The 22,423-nt window shown below is 44.4% G+C and carries 19 protein-coding genes and 1 pseudogene; 8 read left to right on the top strand and 12 right to left on the bottom strand.

The features are described from left to right. Nucleotides 1–202: 202 nt before the first annotated feature. Complete coding sequence (locus tag BTO10_RS03440) at nt 203–457, bottom strand: YgjV family protein (protein ID WP_008219360.1); 255 nt, start codon at nt 455–457, stop codon at nt 203–205. A 268-nt stretch (nt 458–725) separates the two neighbouring features. Here BTO10_RS03440 and BTO10_RS03435 point away from each other — a divergent pair. The 3 genes and pseudogenes from BTO10_RS03435 (at nt 726) to BTO10_RS03425 (ending at nt 3,144) form a co-directional block, all read left to right on the top strand. Continuing rightward, nucleotides 726–1,315, top strand: a pseudogene (locus BTO10_RS03435) (DUF4136 domain-containing protein). A gap of 186 nt (nt 1,316–1,501) precedes the next feature. Next, complete coding sequence (locus BTO10_RS03430) at nt 1,502–2,686, top strand: D-alanyl-D-alanine carboxypeptidase family protein (RefSeq protein WP_105023570.1); 1,185 nt, start codon at nt 1,502–1,504, stop codon at nt 2,684–2,686. Nucleotides 2,687–2,850: 164 nt separating this feature from the next. After that, on the top strand, nt 2,851–3,144 hold the full coding sequence (locus tag BTO10_RS03425) for a YkgJ family cysteine cluster protein (RefSeq protein ID WP_080566553.1): 294 nt from the start codon (nt 2,851–2,853) through the stop codon (nt 3,142–3,144). Between the two features lie 135 nt (nt 3,145–3,279). Here the strand turns inward: BTO10_RS03425 and BTO10_RS03420 are convergent, their stop codons facing one another. From BTO10_RS03420 to BTO10_RS03395, 6 genes are all read right to left on the bottom strand, one after another. Continuing rightward, complete coding sequence (locus BTO10_RS03420) at nt 3,280–4,962, bottom strand: RluA family pseudouridine synthase (RefSeq protein ID WP_105023569.1); 1,683 nt, start codon at nt 4,960–4,962, stop codon at nt 3,280–3,282. 152 nt (nt 4,963–5,114) lie between these two features. Beyond that, nucleotides 5,115–5,735: a glutathione S-transferase family protein gene (locus BTO10_RS03415; protein WP_105023568.1), complete on the bottom strand. Its 621-nt coding sequence runs from the start codon at nt 5,733–5,735 to the stop codon at nt 5,115–5,117. Between the two features lie 24 nt (nt 5,736–5,759). Then, nucleotides 5,760–6,791 carry an NADP-dependent oxidoreductase gene (locus BTO10_RS03410; RefSeq protein WP_105023567.1) on the bottom strand — a complete coding sequence of 344 codons (1,032 nt, stop codon included), beginning with the start codon at nt 6,789–6,791 and terminating at the stop codon, nt 5,760–5,762. Nucleotides 6,792–6,940: 149 nt separating this feature from the next. Beyond that, nucleotides 6,941–7,534: a TetR/AcrR family transcriptional regulator gene (locus BTO10_RS03405; protein ID WP_004740093.1), complete on the bottom strand. Its 594-nt coding sequence runs from the start codon at nt 7,532–7,534 to the stop codon at nt 6,941–6,943. Between the two features lie 181 nt (nt 7,535–7,715). Continuing rightward, complete coding sequence (locus BTO10_RS03400) at nt 7,716–8,189, bottom strand: FKBP-type peptidyl-prolyl cis-trans isomerase (RefSeq protein WP_004740094.1); 474 nt, start codon at nt 8,187–8,189, stop codon at nt 7,716–7,718. A gap of 56 nt (nt 8,190–8,245) precedes the next feature. Continuing rightward, nucleotides 8,246–8,872 (bottom strand): thiol:disulfide interchange protein DsbA/DsbL, encoded by a 627-nt coding sequence (locus tag BTO10_RS03395; protein ID WP_105023566.1) that lies wholly within the window; start codon nt 8,870–8,872, stop codon nt 8,246–8,248. 258 nt (nt 8,873–9,130) lie between these two features. On the opposite strand from BTO10_RS03395, the gene BTO10_RS03385 reads away from it, so the two are divergent. Beyond that, nucleotides 9,131–9,766 carry an OmpA family protein gene (locus BTO10_RS03385; RefSeq protein ID WP_004740096.1) on the top strand — a complete coding sequence of 212 codons (636 nt, stop codon included), beginning with the start codon at nt 9,131–9,133 and terminating at the stop codon, nt 9,764–9,766. Between the two features lie 97 nt (nt 9,767–9,863). Here the strand turns inward: BTO10_RS03385 and BTO10_RS03380 are convergent, their stop codons facing one another. Together BTO10_RS03380 and norR are read right to left on the bottom strand one after the other, a co-directional pair. Beyond that, entirely contained in the window at nt 9,864–10,223 is a 360-nt protein-coding gene (locus BTO10_RS03380; RefSeq protein WP_004740097.1) for a glutaredoxin family protein, read from the bottom strand. 89 nt (nt 10,224–10,312) lie between these two features. Continuing rightward, nucleotides 10,313–11,905: a nitric oxide reductase transcriptional regulator NorR gene (gene norR, locus BTO10_RS03375; protein WP_004740098.1), complete on the bottom strand. Its 1,593-nt coding sequence runs from the start codon at nt 11,903–11,905 to the stop codon at nt 10,313–10,315. 370 nt (nt 11,906–12,275) lie between these two features. Between norR and hmpA the strand changes: the two genes are divergently transcribed. Then, a complete protein-coding gene (gene hmpA, locus BTO10_RS03370; protein WP_004740099.1) occupies nt 12,276–13,472 on the top strand; it encodes an NO-inducible flavohemoprotein in 1,197 nt (398 codons plus the stop codon). A 138-nt stretch (nt 13,473–13,610) separates the two neighbouring features. Here hmpA and BTO10_RS03365 read toward each other — a convergent pair whose 3' ends face one another. Both BTO10_RS03365 and clcA read right to left on the bottom strand, forming a co-directional pair. Next, the gene (locus BTO10_RS03365) at nt 13,611–14,591 is read right to left on the bottom strand and encodes a TDT family transporter (protein ID WP_181143950.1); all 981 of its coding nucleotides are present in this window, start codon (nt 14,589–14,591) and stop codon (nt 13,611–13,613) included. A gap of 216 nt (nt 14,592–14,807) precedes the next feature. Then, entirely contained in the window at nt 14,808–16,214 is a 1,407-nt protein-coding gene (clcA, locus tag BTO10_RS03360; RefSeq protein ID WP_105023565.1) for a H(+)/Cl(-) exchange transporter ClcA, read from the bottom strand. Between the two features lie 585 nt (nt 16,215–16,799). On the opposite strand from clcA, the gene BTO10_RS03355 reads away from it, so the two are divergent. From BTO10_RS03355 to BTO10_RS03345, 3 genes are all read left to right on the top strand, one after another. After that, nucleotides 16,800–17,783: a CobW family GTP-binding protein gene (locus tag BTO10_RS03355; protein WP_004740102.1), complete on the top strand. Its 984-nt coding sequence runs from the start codon at nt 16,800–16,802 to the stop codon at nt 17,781–17,783. A 181-nt stretch (nt 17,784–17,964) separates the two neighbouring features. Next, nucleotides 17,965–19,251, top strand: coding sequence for a DEAD/DEAH box helicase (locus BTO10_RS03350; protein ID WP_004740103.1), 1,287 nt, complete (start codon nt 17,965–17,967; stop codon nt 19,249–19,251). A gap of 208 nt (nt 19,252–19,459) precedes the next feature. Beyond that, nucleotides 19,460–20,080 (top strand): LysE family translocator, encoded by a 621-nt coding sequence (locus BTO10_RS03345; protein WP_008219322.1) that lies wholly within the window; start codon nt 19,460–19,462, stop codon nt 20,078–20,080. Between the two features lie 241 nt (nt 20,081–20,321). On the opposite strand, the gene BTO10_RS03340 is transcribed toward BTO10_RS03345, so the two are convergent. Beyond that, nucleotides 20,322–22,349: a PhoX family protein gene (locus tag BTO10_RS03340; protein WP_105023564.1), complete on the bottom strand. Its 2,028-nt coding sequence runs from the start codon at nt 22,347–22,349 to the stop codon at nt 20,322–20,324. Nucleotides 22,350–22,423: the final 74 nt, after the last annotated feature.

Raw genomic sequence — 22,423 nt, 5'->3', positions numbered from 1 at the left:
ACGTAGAGTCAAACGCCGAACTCAATCCTGTTCGGCGTTTGTTTATTTATTCATGGTCTTGCTATGTTTTACGCCTGCTATGTCCGAACGTTGAGAAAGTAGAAGGTAGTGAGCGTGTAGAGGAATAACAGATATAAAAAAGCCCAAATAGATCGCTCTATTCGGGCTTTTTCAGAATAGTTTGAAATCGCTAGTCGCTAAATTAAGCTTTTGCTTCTTTCATCGCTTCCGCTTTTTTTTCCTTTTGCATTTTTGCAAGGAAGTAGATGTTTACACATGCGATGAAGCCGTTGGTTGCTACCACTGGCCAAGCGTCAATCATAACGCCGTATGCTGTGAAGAGTGCACAGCCAATAAAGTTAAGGACACGCAGGCGAACGATATCTTTCATTGTTAATGAAATTGCGACCATAATAGACGCAGCGTAACCTAAAATCTCAACCATATTGAATTCCATTGTTTGACCCTCTTAAATTTGCCGATACTTTGTCGGTACCAATTCTTCTCTTCATGAGATGATTGAGGAAGCTCCGTGCCTCGAATGGTCTGGTTATGTTTAACGGGGTAGACTATACCAACTCCGTTTTTGTGATTAAACCCCCAAAATAGGTAGAAGTGAAGGTTAGCGATTACGCAAACGTTTAATGCATTTTTGCCTAACATAATTACCGTTTATGTTGGTGGTTCAATTGATAGTTATTGATATATAGGTAAAGGCTCTAACCATGATAAAACGATCCATTTGTGCAAAAAAAAATAAAGACTGCTGTGCTTGTGACCTTGATAAGCATTGGGCTGACGGCATGTACGACCCAAGAGCAACTGCCTGTGCATGATTATGGTGTCGTTACTAGCGGTGACTTCGAGTTTATGAAAAATGGCGTCACGACTTATTCGTGGCACCCGCAATCAGAACAGGTATACCTCTCTAAGAAATACAATGAAACCGTCGTGACTGACATGGTACGTGATGCAATTGAAGAGCAGTTAACTGAAAAGGGGTACCGCTTAGAGCAAGGTGGGGATGTTGGTGACGTGGTGGTTGGCTTTGGCCTAGCCGAAGAGTCAGAGCTTAATGACAACTCCATTTTCGATGCGGTTCAGCTCTCTACAGGTGTTCCATTCTATGATGGAAAGGGCAAACTCGCCGAAAAAGGTTCTCTGTACATCGTGTTTTCAGTGCGAAAATTCTCAGGTGATCCAGTGGCGAGCGCTAGCACAAACGGGTATTCAGGCTGACCTTGAAGCAAGTGAGAGCAAAGAGCGAATTTCTGGTTTTGTGGAGATGCTATTTAGACAAATGCCAGAGAGATAAGTAGCAAATACTAAGTGGGGAGAGTATTTGTTTGGTCAATATTAACGGTCGGAAAAATGAACAGATCGCAGAATATACTTTTTTATTTGTAACTAAAGGTACATTTGCGTAAAGCAACGTAAAGTTCGCGCTTCTTTTGCTAGCATTTGTCTATACTGGTCAAAACGTTAACTTAGGTTTAATTCAATGAAACTGTTCTCCAAATACTCTCTCCCTTTATTAAGTATATTCATTGTAAGTAACGCAGCGATGGTTAGCACGGCAGCTATCGCAGCACCTTCTATAGTACCGGCTCCGCCAAGTTTGGGCGCGAAAGGGTATGTGTTAATCGACTTTAATTCTGGTGATGTGCTCGTAGAAAAAAATGCGCATACCAAGTTGAACCCAGCAAGCTTGACCAAACTGATGACCAGCTACGTGGCAGGTCAGGAGATGAAACGAGGCAACATCTCTGCAGATGATAAAGTCAGAATTAGTGAAAACGCTTGGGCAAAGAATTTTCCTGACTCTTCAAAAATGTTCATTGAAGTAAATACCGACGTCGCGATGATGGATCTATACCGAGGTTTGATTATTCAATCGGGTAACGATGCCAGTGTTGCGATCGCAGAGCATGTAGCTGGTTCTCAAGATGCCTTTGTTGATTTGATGAACTCTTGGGCTGCTTCGCTTAAATTGGAAAACACTCACTTTGCTAATGCGCATGGTTTAGACGCAGACGACTTATATTCAACGCCTTACGATATCGCAATGCTTGGCCGAGCGATCATTAAAGATCTTCCAGATGTATATGGCTTATACAGTGAGCGTTCTTTCAGTTACAACGGCATCACGCAACACAACCGCAATGGCTTGCTCCGTGACAGAAGCTTAACCGTTGATGGCATGAAGACGGGTTACACCTCGGGTGCGGGCTACAGCTTAGCGAGCTCGGCAACACAAGGTGAAATGAGACTTATTGCAGTGGTGATGGGCGCATCAAGTGTTAAAAGTCGTGAGTCAGACAGTAAGCAGCTTTTAAGTTACGGCTTCCGATTCTTCGATACGCTTAATGTCCACCAAGGCGGCGACCAAGTGGTTGAAGAGAAAGTGTGGTTTGGCGACCAAGACACTTTGAAGCTTGGAGTTGCAGAAGACACGTTTATCACGCTACCTAAGTCAGACAGCAAAAAGCTAACCGCATCTATCGAATTAAACTCGGAACTCAAAGCGCCGATTACAGAAGGTCAAACTTTAGGTGTCGTTCATTACACGGTTGATGGTGAAGATGTTCAAACTCAGCCTTTGATCGCACTTGAATCGGTTGAGCAGGGTGGCTTGTTCAAACGTTTGATGGACTACATTAAATTGTTCTTCTCAAGTCTGTTCTAAGTGAACTGACACCAGAACGAAAAGTAAAATGAAAGGGCGCTGTGATTTGATCACAGCGCCTTTTGTTGTTTTAGAACTGGACAAAGCGAGGTGAATAACGTTCTTTATTAGCAGTCGCTGATGGTTTCGATTACTATACGCAAAATTTAGCAGTGTAGTTACTTATGACCATAGAGATAAAGAACATCACCGAACCTGAAGTAACTTGCGCCAATTGCCAGGCATGCTGTTGTCGTTTAGAGGTTATGATCATCACAGATACCGGTGTCCCAGAAGAGCATATTGCTTACGATGAGTGGGGCGGTGAAACCATGAAACGTTTAGATGATGGTTGGTGTTCAGCGGTAGATAGGGAAACACTGATGTGCACTATCTATGAAAACCGACCATGGATCTGCCGTGAGTTCGAAATGGGCTCTTTTGAGTGTGTCGATCAGCGTAAAGAGGTGATGGGTTAGCTTGTGTTAGCAACCGGTTGATCCATATTATTAATACCAATACACGATTTTTTGTAAGTCAGGGCTTTATATCTCGATTTGATATAGAGCCCTGATTCGTTTTACTGATTTAGTTTTGTGTGAGAACGAGTCGATTTAGAACTTAGAAGGCACTTCAAACTCCATCCATTCACCGGTTGTTGGGTGAATCAGTTTGAGGTAGCCCGCATGAAGGTGCAGTCGTTCGCGCTTATAGCCATATAGGTCATCACCACGAATCGGTACGCCAAGTCCTTGTGGATGAGCGCAGTGTACGCGGAGCTGGTGGGTACGGCCTGTTTTAGGATACAAGTGCACCTTGGTTTTGCCATTATTAGTGCTGACCGCTTGCCAGTGCGTTTCTGCGTTGCGCCCATGTTCATGACAAACGAGCTGTCTTGGTCTGTCGGTGATGTCGCCGCGTAACGGCAAACTAATATCGCCAGAATCACCGTGGATTTCACCATCAAGCAGAGCTGTGTAACGCTTTTCGACCGTTCTATCAATGAATTGCTTTTGGATGTGCTTGTTGGACTCGGCTGTGAGCGCCAAGATCAACAAGCCAGACGTCGACATATCCAACCTATGGATAATCAAAGGGCCTGTTGCATCTGGATAGCGTGCTTTGATACGCGTATATACTGAGTCTTCGATGAACTTGCCCGGAACCGACAAGAACTCTTCGGGCTTGTTTACGACCACGATCTCTTGGTCTTCATAAACAATATCAAACGACTTGCCGACCGCAGGATTTACGATAAGCGGATTATCTTCTAGCTCAATGCCACTGAGTTGATGCTCAAGGATCTCAAAGCTCTTACTTTGGCAAACCGGGTAGAGGTTTCCGTGTTGTCGAATAATATCTATTGGTAGTAGTCCCCACCAAAACTCGGCTAAAGCTAACGGTGTAAAGCCGTGTTCAAAGGCAAAGTTAAGCAATTTAGGTAGGCAGCAGTCACCAGAGCCTTCAAGCGCGTCTTTACCATCCAACAATTCAAGCAAGCTCTTTGACTCTGCGGCTCGGTTGAGAAAACGATAGTGAGACAAGCGCTGTGTTTCTAATTCTGCAGAAATTGCCTTGTAGTCGTTCTTACGGCTTTTAAGCTCGCTTTCGATAGCGTCTACTTGTGATTGCTTTTCAGCGATCTTCTGTTTCCACTCGATACGAAGTGCTTTGAGGTCTCGCTTCTCTTGGCTGCTTTGATTACCTAACTGCTTAAGTAGGTTGGCCGCAGACTCTAGATTGCCGAGTGCTTTCTCTTGGTTAGCTTGCTCTCTCAGTTCATTGCGCTGTGCTTTGTTGGCAGCCATGGTGAGCTGAAAGGCTTCTATTGCTTTGGTCGCGTCGTTTTTAAGTTCGCTCAGCGTTGATGTCAGTTCATCTAAGTTATGAGTGTGCTCTAGGTTAGCAATGTCGTCAGCTAGAGTCGCTTGTTGAGTTAAACGGTCTGTGTTTTGGTTTTCAAACTGCTGTTTATTAAATGCAGATGGAACAAAGCTCAAGCTCGATAGTTGAGACTCTAACGACGAATCGAGTTGTAAACCTGAAAATGCAGAAAGGTAGCCCAATTCTTGAGTTCGAGGATGTTGAACCAGAAGAACGGCATAGAGATTACCTTGTGACGTTTCATCCGCACCACAGTCAAGCAGTGACTGTTGAAGCTGCTGCATCGCTATTTCACACAATGGGTGCGGAGTATAGTAATACGGGAATGTAAAACGCTCTGGTAGCGATAAGTCTTGATTCGCCGTTTGGTTTAACGTGCGCAGTGGTGTGTATTGAGCAAGGTTTGCTGACATGAAGATCAAACTCTATGGGTATTCAGTTTAGAGCTCGATATTGTTGTCGAAATGAAGATAAATGAGAAGCCAAAGCGAAAGATAAATCGGCTTTGGCTTCATTTAGACAGTCATTTTCACGCTATGGACGCATTGAATAGACTGAACCTCGATTAATTGGAGTGTTCTAACTCGAGTTGCTCCGCCTTTTGGTAAGCAGGGTGGCTCGCCAAAAGCTCACCATATTTAGCAATGTTAGGGTAGAGCGCAGTAGCACCAAAGTTATCGACGATTTCAACGATGAACGACATCATAAAATCAGCGCCAGTGAGTGTTTCCCCTACAAGGTAGGTTTTGCCTTCAAGAGATTGGTTTACGAAGGTTAGGATCTTTTGATTTTCGTCATCAGCATAACCACCAAGGAAGTTTGTTTCGGCGCCGTCTTTCATCACGAAGATCTTCAGCAGCATTGGTAAAATGCCCGAACTTTCAGCAAAGTGTAGCCACTGAGAATACTCAACGTATTCAGCTGTACCGCGTGCTGGTGCAAATTTACCTTGGCCAAATTTGTCGATGAGGTACTCAGTAATCGCGCCAGATTCGCTGATCACCATGCCATCATCTTCAATGATTGGAGATTTGCCAAGAGGGTGAACGGACTTCAGTTCAGGTGGTGCTAAAAACGTGACACTGTCTCGTTGGTAAGGTTTGATTTGATAGTCGACACCAAGCTCTTCGAGTAGCCAGATGATGCGCTTTGAACGCGATTTATTCAGGTGATGTAAAGTAATCATAATTCTGCCTATTCTATCCTTGAGCTATTGTGGTTCGTTAGTTTTGATAACAAGCTTGCCGAAGTTCTGGCCTTCTAACAGACCCATGAAAGCTTGTGGCGCTTCGTCTAGACCTTCAATTAGGTGTTCGCGGTAGTGCATTTTTCCTTGAGAAAGCCATTCGGTCATTTGATTTGCGAACTCATTGTAACGATGTGCGTAGTCGTCGAAGATAATGAAGCCTTGCATCTTAATGCGCTTAACTAGCAGTGTACCCATAAGGCTAGACATACGGTCTGGACCTTCAGGGAGCGATGTAGCATTGTATTGTGAGATAAGCCCACAAACAGGAATTCGAGCGCCTGTATTAAGCAGAGGCATTACTGCATCGAATACTTTGCCGCCAACGTTTTCAAAGTAAACGTCGATGCCTTTATCACACGCTTTCGCCAATTGTTCTGCGAAGTCATCTGCCTTGTGGTCGATACATTCATCAAAACCAAGAACCTCTTTCGCGTACAGACACTTTTCTTGACCGCCAGCCACACCAATGACACGACAACCTTTTAGCTTACCAATTTGTCCAACAGTAGCGCCTACTGGGCCAGTTGCAGCCGCTACCACTAATGTGTCGCCTTCTTTCGGTTGGCCGATATCTAGTAACCCCATGTAAGCGGTAAAGCCTGGCATACCCATGATGCCCAGTGCGTAAGAAGGGTGAGTCGGCTCTTTTCCTAGCTTGATAAGACCTTCACCGTTCGATACGCCATAATCCTGCCAGCCTGTGTAAGCCAAGACCCATTCGCCAACTTCATAATCGCTGTTGTTTGATGCTTCAACCTGACACACAGTTGCACCAACCATCACCTCATCAATAGCGACTGGATCGGCATAAGATTTTGCATCATTCATACGGCCACGCATGTAAGGGTCGAGAGATAGGTAAACCGAGCGAAGTAACATTTCACCATCGTTGATTGTTGGAGCAGCAACGGTTTCTAAGCGGAAGTTATCTTGAGTTGGTGCGCCGATAGGGCGAGAAGCTAATACGATGCGACGATTGTCTTGTTGAGTCATTGGATGTCCTTAATTTATATTATGTTTATTTAGAATTAGACCAGTCGTCTAGTCTTGTTTCCTAAAAATCCCGCCGTCATCAAGTTGATAAGAGGGCGGGTGATTTCTTTTAAGCTAAAACAGTAAATGCCAATAAAACGCAGTGCGCGTTAATGGCTTTCACCTTTCAAAATTTGTTGGGTAAGGCGTAATGCCGATTCTAAGCTCTGTGAACTTTGGCTTAACTTGCTTAATAAACTAGCGCCTAGCCACATTGAGTATAGGTTCTGGGCTGCTTCTTGGCTGTTTTCTACCGAGATAGAGCCATCTTCAATACCGCCAACAATACATTGCTGGATGGTTGTTGTGACTTTCTCAGCACCTTTTAGCAGAGCTTGGCGCATAGGATCAGAAAGGTCTGATACTTCAGCACTGAGCTTAACAACTAAACACTTGTGCGCATTACATGTACCGTTCTCAATCTTTGACCACAGCGAAAAGTAACTCAAGATTCGTTGATAATGGCTGCCTTCACCGTGCACTAAAATGGATTCAATCTTAGTGATGTAGTTTTCAAAATAGTGTTGGATTAGCGCCTCACCAAATTGCTCTTTTGATTTAAAGTAGTGGTAAAACGACCCTTTCGGTACTTCCGCTTCTTTAAGCAATTGTGATAAGCCAACGCCATTGAAGCCGTTGTTCACTATTAATTGATAGCCAACATTCAAAATATGCAGGCGTGTGTCATTCGTTTTCTCGTTCATGGTCGATACTATAATTTAAATTAGACCAGTCGTCTAGTGGCTGTGTTATTACTTGATTATTCGTGTTAACCGGATGATGGTCAGTGCTAACGTGCATTTAAAACAATGGCTTACTAATAAAAAGCCCCAACATGTTTTGCATGTCGGGGCTTAACGTAATAGTTACTTTCAATTGAGCGGATTACTGGATAGAGATTAGCTCAACATCAAAAATCAGTGTTGCTGATGGTGGGATTGGGCCCGTACCACCTTTGCCGTAACCTAGTGTGCTCGGAATGAATAGGCGGACTTTTTGGCCTTCTACCATGTAAGTTAAACCTTCTTGCCAGCCTTTGATTACTTGCTTAAGAGCGAATGAGATTGGCTCACCACGTTCTACAGAGCTATCGAAAACTGTGCCATCGATCAGAGTACCGTGATAGTGAACCGTTACTTTGCTGTCTTTAGTAGGGTGAACAGTGCCAGTACCTTCTTCAAGAACTAGGTACTGAAGACCGCTCTCAGTCGTGATCACACCTTCTTTCTTTCCGTTCTCTAGTAGGAACTGTTGACCTTGTTCGAAGTTTTCTGCACCAGACTTATGATTTGTCCAAGTACGGTAAATCATGAAACCCGCCAAAAGAAAGACGATGACCGGGATGACAAATTTAGACATAGTAAAACCTATTATATTTATTGCTTAGTTTATTAATGAGCTGACTAAAGCCGCCCTTATGGTTGAGTCAAAAGGTAGTTGATGGTTTTTGTGATGCCAGCAACGTCTTGGTGACCAGCTGTCAGCACTTGGTATTTGCCGTTAACGATAAACGTTGGTACTGAGTTGATCTGACCTTTTACTGAAACTTCTTCTGCTTTCTTAACATAATCAAAAAGCGTTACTTGCTGTTCTTTGTTCAACTGGTATGGGCTAACCAAACCGCGAGAAGTGAAAGCTTTTTCTAGAGCTTGCTGGCGCTGCTCTGGTGTCGCGTCTGCACCCATTTGAACCGCAGCGAACAGGTCTTCCATGAAAGCGTGGTCTGGCGTTGCGTCTAGCTGCATTACTGCTGTGTAGTAGATCATTGCGCTGATTTGAGCACTTTCATTGAATGTTACGTGCATCTTGCCAATTTTCTGGTCTGTTAGAGATTCAATCTCTGGAATTGCACTTTCCATTTGGCGACAGTGACCACAATTTAGAGAGAAGATTTCAGTGATCGGTGACAGGTTAAATTCTGTTAGAGCGGTCGGAAGCGCCTCGTATTGAACGCCTTTTTGTGGCTCGTCTGTTTCGCTACAACCAGCAATAACAAGTACAGCAACAAGCGCAGTGAAGAATTTAGTAAATGGTTTAAACATGATGTTTACTCTAGCGTTGAGAAGTCGTGAGATTCTAACTATTTAGTACGAATTGGAAAACAATTATAAGGTAAATAAATGCAAACAGTTCGAACTAGCGAGCCAAGACAGGCTAGTTGACGGTTAACTGTGATCAAAAGCACTTTTTTTAGAAGTGCGTGCTTTTTGTCTAAAGTTTTTTTCTGGGTGCCGATATAGACATTAGTAAATGGTTTATCTGCATGAGTGGTTGGTGAAGTAATGAGATATTTAGCGATAATGTTAAGCATAGCTTTGGCTGGGTGTGAAACGACGTTACCAACCGGTATGTTAGGCGACAATCTGCTAGAGACAGCGCCGCAAACAGATTACGATTTGATGCATCCGGAGTGGGGCGTTGTTCAAACGACAACAACTACAAACCGCCGCGGCTACTCAATGCAAAGTAGCTCTCAACACCAAAGAACCATAACCACTAACTACGGTCGTGGTGTGTCAACGAACGACCCGCTAGAAGTCTTTCTAAGACAAAACCGCATCGATTTTGAAGTGTTGCCAGGTAACCATGTGATGGTAAAGCTTGAGCAACATGTGAATTTCAAAACAGGTTCAGCGTTCCCTGAACCCGCTTACAACCAATGGTTAGACACACTTGGTAGTTACCTTTCTCAGCGCCAAGACATCGATATCGTGATTGAAGGTCATACTGATAATACAGGTACAGATCGTATCAATGACCCTTTATCAGAGCAGCGTGCAAAAGAAGTGAAAGCTCGCCTAGAGAGCAATTATGTATCGAGTCGTTCTATCTATACTCGCGGCTTTGGTGAGTATGTTCCAGCGTGTACCAACGCTTCACCGCAAGGTAAAGCGTGTAACCGCCGTGTAGAGCTGATGCTGATTGTCGCGAAATAGGTTTTAGCGTTTTGCTCTCAAGAGAAGAGCGCACAAATAGCAGACATAAAAAATCCCTCACGTTCGAGGGATTTTTTGTATCTAACTTTCGCTTAGCTTATGCGAACTGCTTTTCTAAGTAAGCAACGATGTCTGAAGACTCGTACATCCACTCAGTTTTGCCGTCTTTCTCAATACGTAGACAAGGCACTTTTACACGACCGCCGCCTGCTTCAAGCTCTGCACGGTGCTGTTCATTGTTTTTAGCATCACGAAGTTCAAACTGAACCGATTGACGTTTCATCGCGCGGCGCACTTTTACACAAAATGGGCACGCTTCGAATTGGTATAACGTGTGTGATTTAGCTTGCTCATTGACTTTGTTTTGTTCTTCTTGTGAACGTTTCACGCCACGAGGAGTAAAAACAAAATTTAGTAGTAAAATGACACGACCTAAGAACCAACGGATAAACTTCATAACTCTCTCTACATATTTAAAATTAGCGTTACAATTTGCAGCATTATATACACAAGTTTTGCCAGATGCTCGCAACAAACCGCTAATATCTATTTTGTCCGTTCAATCGTGTGAGACTTAGCCACATTTAACCCTAAACGCTTCGATAGTCGGGTTAGGTTTGCTCGGTCCGTCTTTAGAACTCGTCCGGCCTGCGCCCAGTTAAAGTTAGCTTCTTCCAACACCTCTGTGATGATGCTGCGTTGAAAATCGTCGGTTGCACCGCGTAAGCCTGCCGATAGATCAACCGTTGGCGTGGATAGCGGAGTTGTTTTCGCTTGAGTTGTTGCGACTGGCTGATCTTGATCCAACGGCCCACAATCTTCTTTGGTGATTGTCACTAGGTTCTTGTTGGTGCTGCGAGCAAGTGCTTTTAATGCTGAACGACTGATTACGTGTTCAAGTTCACGGACGTTACCTGGCCAGCCATAGCGGTTCAGGAATACAAGAACATCAGAGCGGAATTTCACTTGGTTGATGCCGAGTTTACGACGAGCCTGTTCTAGGAAGAAACCGGCTAGCAAGCTGATGTCGTCTCCACGATCTTTCAAAGCAGGGACCGCGATAGGGTACACACTTAATCGGTGATATAAATCGGCTCTGAATCGACCGTCTTCCACTTCTTGCTTTAAGTCTCGGTTAGTGGCTGCCAACACTCGTACATCAATGGTTTGAATGTTGTCTTGACCTACAGGTTGAATTTCGTTGTTTTGCAGCGCACGCAGTAACTTACTTTGCGCGGCTAACGGCAGTTCACCAATCTCATCGAGGAAGAGGGTACCGCCATCGGCGAGTGCGAACTTACCTAAGCGGTTTTTGTCTGCGCCCGTAAATGCACCACGTACGTGACCAAACAGTTCACTCTCAACGAGGTTCTCAGGAATAGCCGCACAGTTTACGTAAACCAGTGGATTACGCTTACGCTGCGATTGATGGTGCAGAGTGCGAGCAACCAGTTCTTTACCTACACCCGTATCACCGTGAATCAGAATGTTGAATTCTGAAGGCGCTACTACAGCGATGTCGTTCTTAAGCGCAACCATGGTGTCACTGTTACCAATTAATTCACCGCCGTCGCGTTCCCACGCTTCAACGTTCAACTCTTCTAACAGCTGTTTGGACTGTTTTGCTTGATGCTCAAGCTGAGAGAAAGTTAATGCCATCTGCATGCTTGACGCCGCAATGGCTGCTAATACTTCAAGGTTTCGTGCTGGAATATTAGCGAAGACGTCTGGCTTAAGGCTGTCTAGCGTTAGAACTCCTAATAGCTTATCGCCAAATAGCAAAGGCAGTCCCATACAGGCATGCATTGGCAGGTCGCCATCATGGTCGATTAGTAGGCCATCAAAAGGATCTGGGAGAGAACTATCAGAATCGAAACGAACAGGAGAGCGAGATGCACATATCTCCGCAAAACGTGGATGCTCTGAAATGATAAAGCGACGACCGAACGTGTCGCGGCTGAGCCCTTGCATTGCGATAGGGACTAGTGTGTCACCTTGAAGGCTTAAGAGCGCGACACAATCACACGTAATGGTTTTACGAATGGCATCGATTAGGCGATTAAAACGATCTTGATCGTTCACACCACTTGCGAGGCCAATGGTCATTTCCATGAGGGTAGATGCGGAGATATCTTGCATAAAAAACTCTAACTGTGTGTGTTTATATACATCATAGAGTCTTATTGACTTAAAAAAAAGGTCTTTTTGACATTTTTATAAAGCGATTTTTGAGAATAAAGCCAGTGCTGGCGGGGCTTGAAAAAGTTGGCACTGATTGTGCAAAAGAGACAGTGAAGCCCAATTATAGCGCTGATTAAATAGACTATTCTTGATCTCAATCAATCAGGTGGCATTAATCAGGTTTCGCGATTTTTTGAAATGAAAACGAGTCAAAATAACTCAGTTTCTAAGAATAACTAAGCTTTCAGAAAATCGATAAGTCATTCTTAATTTTTAAGTAGTCAAAATGACATAATAGGTCATAAGGCTCAGTGTTCGGAGTAAATTCATGCTTAACAATGCACATATCGAAATCATCAAATCTACTATTCCTCTACTTGAGAGCGCAGGCCCAGCTTTAACTCAGCACTTTTATCAACGTATGTTTACGCATAACCCTGAGTTAAAAGATATCTTCAATATGACTCACCAAAGAACAGGTCGCCAAGGCGTAGCACTGTTTGAAGCTATCGCGGCATATGCAAAGAACATTGAAAACCTAGCAGCGTTAACAACAGCGGTTGAACGCATTGCTCACAAACACACAAGTTTTAACATTCAACCAGAACACTACCAAATCGTTGGTTTACACCTGATTGAAACACTACGTGAATTGGCAACAGACGCATTTACACCTGAAGTAGAAGAGGCGTGGACAGCGGCTTACCTTTTCTTGGCTCAAGTATTCATCGATCGTGAAGCTGAGCTTTACCTACAACGCAAACAAGCTGTTGGCGGTTGGGAAGCAGCACGTACGTTCGTGATTGCAGACAAGATTGAAGAATCAGCACTAGTAACAAGCTTTATTCTACAACCAAAAGATGGCGGTGACGTTCTAGATTACACGCCTGGTCAATACATCGGTATCGAAGTTAAGCCAGAAGGCGCGCAATATAGCGAAATTCGTCAATACTCACTATCAGATAAGCCGAACGGTAAGCAATACCGCATCTCTGTGAAGCGTGAAGGCCATGGCCAAGAAACACAGGGCGTGGTTTCTAATCACCTACACGACACGGTTGCTATCGGTGATGAAGTAAACCTTTACGCTCCGGCGGGCGACTTCATGTATCAAGAGCGCAGAAAGCCAGTAACGCTTATCTCTGCAGGTGTTGGTGTAACGCCAATGCAGTCAATGCTTGAGTTCCTGAATACTGAAGAGAAAAACGAGCCAGTGCTTTACCTACATGCTTGTGAAAATGAAGGTCAACACTCATTCACTAAACGTGTGAAAGACATCGTTGCTGATAAAGGCTGGTCTGCGAAGACATGGTACATGAACAAAGAAGCATCTGCGTGTGAAAACACACACGAAGGTCAAATGGATCTTGCTTCGATCTCTGATACTGAAGGATTCAAAGACAGCGATTTCTACATCTGTGGCCCTGTAGGCTTCATGAAGAACATTGTTGAGCAGCTAGACGCACTGAAAGTTGACCGCTCTCGTGTTCACTACGAAGTATTTGGCCCTCACGCTAACTTCTAAGCTCTCAAGGTAGTTGTGTTAACACTCGCCTGAGCTATTAAAAACCTTGCCCAATCAAAAGGCCTCACAGTGTGAGGCCTTTTTTCGTTTTGTGCGAAGCTACGGATTCAGAGAGCTAGAAAGTGTTATTTGAATTGGTTAAGAACGTTTGACTTTCTTAGACATGTAATCAGGATCAAAAAGCTCCGGCCAATACATCTTCACGTAACCGCCAGCAACCCAAATGACTAGGATGGTTGCGATGGTCAATTCGAAGAAACCAAATTTATGTAGCCAGTACCATTGTGGATACTCGGCACTGAAAAAGGTGGTTAAACGATGCATAGCGATAGCACTGATTACTGATGGAAAGGTCACCGCTGCAATGGAAGGTTGGAACTTCAGTCGCATGAGCCTTACATAGCATAAGTAGATCAGCAACGTCATGGTAATCGCAATACCCGCTAAAGCGCCTGTCAGGATTGGGTCGGGGTGGTCGAAATTAACCAAGTAAGCGGCAAGCGACAAATTCACCGGAGCCGCCATGATTGCTAGTGTCGGTCTTGCTCTACGAGGGAGGTTTCCTTCAAATACCAAACGGTAAAGCACTACAGGTAGTAAGAAGAAGTAGATACCGATACAAGTGGCTGCAAGCGTTTCTGAAAACACTGTGTGTCCAAATTGGGTACCCGCCAGAGAACTACTTATCAACCCCACAGGATATAGGAACCAGCTTGGAACGATATTAGACATCTTGAAATTGATGATCTGAAAACCGAAGAACAATACCATCATCGAAAAATGAAGTAATAGCGCACAGAACCAGATCGGGTAGGCGATTATCGGTGATATTTCGGCTAAATAGTCACACAGGATCAATAGTGCCATGCTCATTGGCGCCATTAAGCTTCCACTAAGCGGGTGACGAATATCATTGATGAAGGTATTAAAACTTGTGAGGTAACGAAGTAAAACAGGTAATAGAAGTAGCGCACCAAATGAAGCGAGGTAGGGGCGAATAACTTCACCTATGCTTGGGATATATAAAGCCCAAGCTTGTCCTAGACCTATAACACCAAGTGCTAAAGATGCCTGAGATGGCGGCACGTTTTTTACTTGGGTCAACCTTCTCCAGTTCAACGACTTGCTCCAACTTAGTTACTTATAAAACAATGGCTAACAATAGAATTTTTGCTCTATTTGATGCGTGCAGTTGTGCCATCAATAGCTGTTGAGGGCGCTCAACTAATTTTGAGTGGATGATAGCAACTTTAACGTTTGCTTTTTTGACTTTGATGCGGAATCGGGACATTAAGCACGTTGAATGTGTGCTTTTGTTCTATGAGTCATTTGTTCTTAACGAAATTCCTCTTGTTGAGGGAGGTCTTGTTGTCTCAACTTCTCATTTTTAAGGGTGCGGTTCAGTAGTTGGCTGTAGATTGGTTGGCCACCTAGCATTTGCGCAAAGATAACGGCACCAAGGCAGGTAATGATCAAAGGTAAGATCAGGTAATAGTTATTGGTCATTTCGATAACCAGCAATATACCTGTAATCGGCGCGCGTACAGTCGCAGCGAACAGTGCGCCCATACCTGCAATCGCAAACATACCTGGTTCTATATTTAACTCAGGGAAGAGTGCCGCCGCGATAAGCCCAAAGGCATAACCGAAGAGTGTACCTAGTGCTAGCATAGGAGCGAAAATACCACCCGGTGCACCAGAGCCGAAACAGAGTAGTGTGGTAAGCACACGTCCTAGGAAAATAAGCAGCAATATGTTGGTGCTGTAATTACCGTTGGTGACATTTGGGATAATGCCGATACCGCCGCCAGTCAATTCTGGGATGTAGAGAAGCAATAAACCAAAGCAACCACCGAGTAATGTACCTGTCATCAAGTAACGTTTGCGGTCGTTTTTGTGTATTGCGACAAACATGTCTTGTGAAAGGGTGATCAGTTTATTGAAAATTACACCAAACATTCCGAACAGTACGCCTAACAACAAGAATAACCAAAGTGCGCTCAGTTCAGGCTGTTGATATTGAGGCATAGTGATGACAGCCGACTGCCCATTGATAGAGCGAAATACAATGTTGGCTGAAACGGCTGAAATGATAACGGCTTTGATAGAAATGAGAGAGTAGCGGAACTGTGGTCGCATCTCTTCAACAACGAACATGATCCCAGCCAACGGAGCATTGAATGCAGCAGCTAAACCACCAGCTGCGCCAGAGGCAAGCAGTGAGTGTCGACTGTCATCGTCTTTTACACGGAAGATATCTGTGACCATACGACCAATGCTGCCACCCATTTGCACGGTTGGTCCTTCACGACCTAACACCATACCTGAACCTAAGGCACCCATACCGCCAAAGAACTTCACAGGTAGAACTCGCCACCAACGAACTGGACGCATCCCGTCCATCGCGCCTTCAATCTCAGGGATACCTGATCCTGCGGCTTCCGGGGCAAAGCGGTGCACGAGAAAATAGCCGATGAAAGCAAAGGCTGCACTGATAAGAAACGCTGATAACCAAAGTGGTAGGTGATTGCCTAGCTCATCTTTCAGCCAGTCGGTACGTGTTTCTGTTATGAAATGCACTGCAACTTCGAAGTAGGTACCAACAACACCTGCAAGGATACCAACAAGGCAAGAAAGGATGAGAACTGAAACGGAAGCTTTGTCTCTAGAAAGAAATTGGTTAATAGCACCCCTTGGCATTTTTGCTAAAAGGGACTGCTTAAATTTCTCTCTATTGGTCATTGAAGTTTGGTTCCTGAGTTGATGCGGCGGGGCTTAAGTAAATTATACGCCTACTCTGCTTATCCTATAGCAACAAAGATGCAAAGTTGAATTTCATTTATGAAAGGAGTGTATTACATAAATATATTGTATAAAGAATGTAGTGGAATCACCGTCACAATTTTGATCGAATCTACAGCGCTAACTTGAATTACTACCAAAATGAACCATAGTTAAATCGTAAAGCAACATAACGAGCCGCAAGGAGACATGAGGTTTTACACACAATTTGGATGGATTCAAAAATACAAAGTTTTAGTTCCTCGTTAAATGTTCAGGTCGATATTAAAGACTTCCTGATTCGCGAACTCACGATTGAGTAACGAGGGTGAGGCGTACTCTTGAAGTACGCCTTTAGTTTGTTTGGAGCATCCCAAATCACTTCTCTTTGTCTAGCGCCAAACCTTTGAATGCCTGCACCAATTTCTCGTCTCACTCTTCCTTGGCCAAGGGCTTGTTTTCAATTTATCAATCTAAGTATAAACAAGCGATTGGGGTCAACTTTTTAGTGATTGAGTATATACTCCCTTAAAAAGGAGAATTGATATGACCAAAAAAGTTCCTACGAACATAATTACGGGTTTCTTAGGGGTTGGTAAGACGACTGCTATCTTGAACCTTTTGAAAAATAAACCTGAGAATGAAAACTGGGCTGTTCTGGTTAATGAGTTCGGTGAGATTGGTATTGATGGTGCATTGATGACAGATCAAGGCGCATTGATTAAAGAAGTGCCGGGTGGCTGCATGTGTTGTACTGCTGGCGTACCGATGTCGGTGGGCATTAATGCGTTGCTTCGTCAAAAGCCAGACCGTTTACTGATTGAGCCAACAGGCCTAGGACATCCAAAGCAGGTTATTGCGACACTGACTTCGGAACAATACGCACCTTATGTCGACTTAAAAGCGACGTTAGGTTTGGTAGACCCACGTAACCTTTCCAATGAAAAATACACATCTAACCAGAACTTTAATGATCAGCTAGACAGTGCTGATGTGATTCTTGGTACTAAAGTTGACCTTGTTCATTCTGAAGATATCGATGTCTTTAACGATTGGGTAACGGATCAAACGCCAGCGAAAGTGTTCCATAAGTTGATTCATGATGGTGAAGTGCCTCTAGAAGTGTTGGACATTGAGCGTGTGTACGGCAGTGCTTCAACTCATCTTGAATCACACCATCATGATCACGCTGAACAAGAACCTCAATTCGAACTTCCTCCGGGCGAAGCGTTCATCCGCAAGGAAAACAAAGGGCAGGGTTACTTTAGCTGTGGCTGGTTGTTTGGCGCAGAGTATAAATTCGATTTCGATGCGCTATTCTCAATGCTGTCTGATTTAACGGCAGAGCGCGTTAAAGCGGTGGTTAACACCGACCAAGGTTGCTTTGCTTTCAACGTCGCGAATCAAGTTGTGTCAGTCAATGAAATCACACTCGATGGCTTTGAATCACGATTAGAAGTCATCGACTCACAGCTTATGCCTTGGAGCGACCTAGAGCAGATATTGCTCAAGCTGTGTGGCATCAAATAGGGTTTATGCTCTGTTTGAGCCTAATAATTGGGTGTTTGCTTCGCGGTTCGCGTGGTAAACACCAGATTAAGTGAGAAAATTTGCGTTATATCACGATAAATGTGAGATAAATCACTCTAATTACTTTATAGTGCTCGGCTGAAATAAGAATGTAGGCTGTCTGCTTAAGGAACTCGTAACAATGTCATTTTCCTCTCAAGGTTTTGCTCCTGAATTAGTCAAAGCGCTGACTGAGTGCGGTTATGAAAAACTCACACCAATTCAACAAAAAGCAATTCCAATGGCTCGTAAAGGCCATGATATTTTTGCTACTGCTCAAACCGGTACAGGTAAAACAGCGGCATTCTCATTGCCTGTTATCCAGCATCTACTGAACAGCGGTAAAAAAGCATCTCGAGGAACGGCTCGCGGCCTTATCTTAGCTCCAACTCGTGAGCTAGCAGCGCAGATTGCTCAAAACATTAAAGACTACGTTAAATACACAGAACTAAGCGTTTCTGCGGTTTACGGTGGTAACAAGATGTCTTCTCAGGTTCGTCAATTAGAACTGGGTGTTGATATTCTGGTTGCGACGCCAGGCCGTTTAGAAGAGCACTTAGAAGCGGGTAACGTGTCTATTGCTAACCTAGAATTCCTAGTATTTGATGAAGCTGACCGTATCTTAGATATGGGCTTTATCAATGCGGTTCGCAAGATCATGTTGGATGTAGAAACTTCTCCACAAATCATGATGTTCTCTGCGACCACATCAACGCAGTTAAACCAACTGTCGGTTGATATCTTACGTAAGCCAAAACGTATCAGTGTTGAGCGTGAAAACTCAACGGCTGCAACGGTAGGTCACGTAGTTTACCCTGTGGATCAAGAGCGTAAAACAGAGCTACTGTCTGAGCTTATTGGCCGTAAAAACTGGCGCCAAGTGCTAGTATTTGTGAACTACAAAGAAACCGCAAACGAAGTGGTAAAAGAGCTTAAACTAGACGGCATTAAAGCAGTATTGTGTCACGGTGATAAAGCGCAAAGTGCTCGTCGTCGTGCTCTAGATGATTTTAAAGAAGGTAAAGCACGTGTAATGGTAGCAACCGATGTTGCGGCTCGTGGTCTTGATATTGAAGACTTACCACACGTGATTAATTACGACATGCCTTTCTTAGCAGAAGATTATGTTCACCGTATCGGCCGTACTGGTCGTGCAGGTAAGCAAGGCCATGCTGTTTCTTTCGTTAACCGCGAAGAAGAGTTGACCGTGGTGCAGGTTGAGAAACTGATTCAACAACGTATTCGTCGTGTTGAGCAACCTGGTTACGAGCCTAAGAAGCGTGATGCTTATATCGAGAAGCTAAACACGAAAGCGGCATACAAAAACCGCCAAGGTCGTAAGAATAACGCGAACGATGCACCACAAGACCAAGCAAGCGCAGAACGTCGTCTAGCGATGATGAAGCGAATTAAAAACCGTCGTAAGTAAAATTACGGTTGGTTATGGAAAAGAGCCACTGTATTGTGGCTCTTTTGCGTTTTTGGGCGCGGTGTTATTTATAAACACGGTTGTTCTACATAAATGCTTATTCTGGCGTTAGTGATCATCGATTTTTCAATCTCCCAATTTTCAGTGAACTGTTTCTCAATCGGGAAACAGTGAGTTTCAAGCAGTAACAAGGCAGTAAGGTAATAATATGGATAGCGCGCTACTTTTGGCTTTCATCCCCACGTTTTTCTTTGTTTCAATCACCCCAGGTATGTGCATGACTTTGGCCTTAACACTGGGTATGAGCATTGGCTATAAGCGTACATTGTGGATGATGATTGGTGAGCTAGCTGGCGTCGCGGTGGTTTCGGTTGCTGCAGTGCTAGGCATTGCCTCTATTATGCTGAATTACCCATGGCTATTTACTGGGTTTAAGTTTGTTGGCGCGGCTTACTTATTCTACTTGGGTGTTCAGATGTGGCGCTCGAGAGGCAAGCTGGCCATCAGTACCGACACTCAAAATACCAAAGTAAATAATGACTGGGATCTCGTGGTTCAAGGCTTTGTGACTGCGATTGCGAATCCGAAAGGCTGGGCATTTATGATTTCACTGCTTCCTCCTTTTATCAACAGCAGTAAAGATTTAGCGCCTCAGTTGATGATTCTGGTGTCTATTATCTTGGCTTCTGAATTTGTTTGTATGACTCTGTATGCGACAGGCGGTAAGAGCCTTAAACATATGCTCGGTAAGGCAGACAATGTGAAATTGATGAACCGCATTGCGGGCACGCTAATGATGGGTGTTGGTGTGTGGTTGTTCGTGAGTTAATTCTGCTTTAACGACAACGAGCATTGATATCCCCAACTCAATCGTTCTTGCTTCTCGAGGATGAAGAGAGCTTGGTGTGATGATGAGTTTTGAGGGCTCTGATTCTTACTTAAACCTTAGATTGAATAGAATACAAAAAGAGCGATAGGGCAATTAGCCTTATCGCTCTTTTTGATTTTACTTAGCTTGCGAACAGAAACTAGATAACAGTAAGATTGCTGACCTTAGCTAGATTTGCTTATTAAACCGCGATTTCACCACCGTCTTCACGGCGTATCACAACGGTAGATGCTCGTGGACGTACGTTACCTTGAGTCTGAACTGTTGCATCGTCTGATGATGGCCAGTTCGCAGGGTGTTGAATGTTCACAAACAATGATTTGAAGTCTGGGCTGATTGTAAAGCCAGTCACTTCACAACCGTTTGGACCCACGAAGAAACGCTTTAGCTGTGCTTGATTGTTTGCATCAATTACCGCGCTGTTGCCTTGGTCATCCGTTAATTGAGATGGAACTACTGCCAGCATTTGGTCATTGGTATAGCCTGTTACTTCGTCTGCACCGTTATCCGTTTGAATCCATAGGATGCCACGCGCATCAAACGCTAAGCCATCAGGGCTCGCGAATTGGTTCATGTCTGTTAGACCTGAGCGGTTGATAGACTTATCTTCCACAGCAGGAGAGCCGAATACAAAGATATCCCAATCGAATTCGCCCGCCGTTTTACCTTCATCCCAGCGGATAACATGACCAAACTTGTTGTTTACACGAGGGTTCGCTGAGTTCGCTTCTTTACGCTTGTTGTTGTTTGTTAGCGTTAGGTAAGCGGTACCTGTCATTGGGTCAACAGAGCACCATTCAGGGCGATCCATTGGTGTTGCACCTACAAGGTCGGCAGCGCCTGCTGTATTGACGATAAGTGCTGCTTGTGAATCAAACGTATCACTTAGCTTGCCACCGTTTGTGGTTTTGCTGCTTAGTGTTAATGGCAACCATGTACCTGAACCATCGTCGTTGAACTTCGCCACATATAGCGTGCCTTTGTCCATGTACTTGTCGCCCGTGCTTAGGCGGTTGCTCGGCTCAGCGTCACGTGGGTCCCATTTCGCTTCAGAAACAAATTTGTACAGGTATTCGAAACGAGAGTCGTGACCAGAGTAGAATACGATTGGTTCGCCTTCGGTTAACTTACCAAACGTACAACCTTCATGACGGAAGCAACCTAGAGCGGTACGCTTCTTCGCTCGTGAGTTTGCTGTGTATGGGTCGATCTCAACAATGTAGCCGTGACCGTGTGCTTCGTTACGGTAATCGTCCATTGGAGAATCAGCTGTTGGTGTGACATCAAAGCGTGTAAACTCATCTAAACGCTCTTGTTTGTCACCAGAAAGGGTGTCCCAACCGTAACGTGTTTTGTCTGTCGCGATACCGATACGCTCTTGAGCAGGTGTCGTTGTACCTTTATTGACAAAGTAACCCGGCCAGTTTTCTTCACAAGTGAGGTAAGTGCCCCAAGGTGTGTAGCCGTTACCACAGTTGTTCAATGTGCCACGAGCTTGGCTACCGTCTTGTGAGAATTTCGTTTTGGTAAACTCACTGTGAGCGACAGGGCCAGATAGGTCCATTACAGTGGCGCCAGTGTAGCGGCGGTTAAGTGGGTCATTATCGACCATTACCCACTGGTTGCCTTCAAGTTTAACGCGAACCACACTCACGCCGTGCGCGTTGATCTCTTTACGTACTTCATCAATGTTAGGGCGAGTGCCTTCATTGTATGTAGGGCCATTAGCGTGAAGTGCTTTTTGGTCAATGTATTCGTGGTTGATCACCAACAAACCATCATTGCTGTTGCCATCCAACGAGAAGAAGTGCATGCCATCGTGGTGCATACCTAGAGCATTAGCTTGGTCTTGTGCATTGTTGGTGCCGTCTTTTAGCCAAGCATTGCCTTTCTTATTGAGTGGAGTACCCCAAGGAACTAATACTTGTGCTGTGTATCCTTTAGGCACAACCACGCTGTCTGTTAATGAGCCTTTAACGGATTCAAATGCTAGCGTCGCAGTACTTTTTTGTGCGCCCGTAGCTTGCATTGTTGCCGCGTTAGCTGTGCTGTGCCCACCTAAACCGAATGCACCAAAGGCGGTCATTGCACTAATGCCTAAGCCGCCTTTCAATACGTTTCTTCTTGAAAGGTTTGCTTCTAGAACCTCTTCGAAGGGTTTGTTGTTACTCTTGTTAAAACGAGTGCTATCAAATGTTTCCTTGCTCATCGCAACTGCTTCCTATTGGCTGACTTTATTATTTGTTGTTTGTCATTCACACATCTATTAATGAATAAGTTAAT

Origin of the sequence: Vibrio chagasii (assembly GCF_002954585.1) — a bacterium.
Classification (GTDB): domain Bacteria; phylum Pseudomonadota; class Gammaproteobacteria; order Enterobacterales; family Vibrionaceae; genus Vibrio; species Vibrio chagasii_A.
The sequence above is the reverse complement of the archived record's forward strand: the minus strand, read 5'-3'. Positions and strand labels throughout refer to the sequence as shown.